Raw genomic sequence first — 736 nt, 5'->3', positions numbered from 1 at the left:
GTCCCCGACGTGTGGAAGGCCTACGATGCGGAGCACCCGGTCAGCGCCGCCCCGCTCGGCGGCCGGCGCGAGTCCGAGCCCGACCCCGGCACCACCGCGGCGGTCTTCCCGATGCTGTTGACCGTGGGCCTCTCCGCGCGTTCCGGACTGTCTTTGAGCCCTCGGCGACGTAGGCTCCGATCGTGATTGACGAGCAGACCGGCGAGCAGCGCCGTGGGTCCTTCTGGCGCGAGCTCCCGATCCTGGTGGGCGTGGCCATCCTCGTGGCGGTCCTGGTGCGGGCCTTCGTCCTGCAGACCTTCTACATCCCGTCCCCGTCGATGGAGCACACCCTCAACGTCTGGGACAGGGTGCTTGTCAACAAGCTCGTCTACGACTTCCGCGACCCGCGCCGCGGCGAGATCGTCGTCTTCAAGGCGCCCACCGACTGGCAGAGCGGCGGCACCGAGGGCGAGGACTTCATCAAGCGCATCATCGGCGTCGGCGGCGACCACGTGGTGTGCTGCGACGCCCAGCAGCGCCTGATGATCAACGGGCACTCGCTCGACGAGCCCTACGTCTACACCGACGACGCCGGCAACCAGGACCCGGTCGCCGACGAGAAGTTCGACATCACCGTGCCCGCGGGCCGGCTCTGGGTCATGGGTGACCACCGCTCGCAGTCCGGCGACTCGCTGGAGCACTGGGAGCAGACCGAGGACATCAACGAGGCCACCATCGAGGCGGACGCCATCGT

The 736-nt window shown here is 68.9% G+C and carries 1 protein-coding gene and 1 pseudogene; both read left to right on the top strand.

Annotation, left to right across the window (positions count from 1 at the left end):
* Positions 1-186, top strand: a pseudogene (locus RBH18_RS43905) (signal peptidase I); the annotation flags it as partial.
* On the top strand, positions 183-736 hold a 554-nt coding region (gene lepB, locus RBH18_RS43900), incomplete at its 3' end, for a signal peptidase I (protein WP_306216453.1). The pseudogene RBH18_RS43905 and the gene lepB, both read left to right, overlap by 4 nt.

The organism is Actinoplanes oryzae (assembly GCF_030757795.1).
Taxonomy (GTDB): domain Bacteria; phylum Actinomycetota; class Actinomycetes; order Mycobacteriales; family Micromonosporaceae; genus Actinoplanes.
The sequence above is the reverse complement of the archived record's forward strand: the minus strand, read 5'-3'. Positions and strand labels throughout refer to the sequence as shown.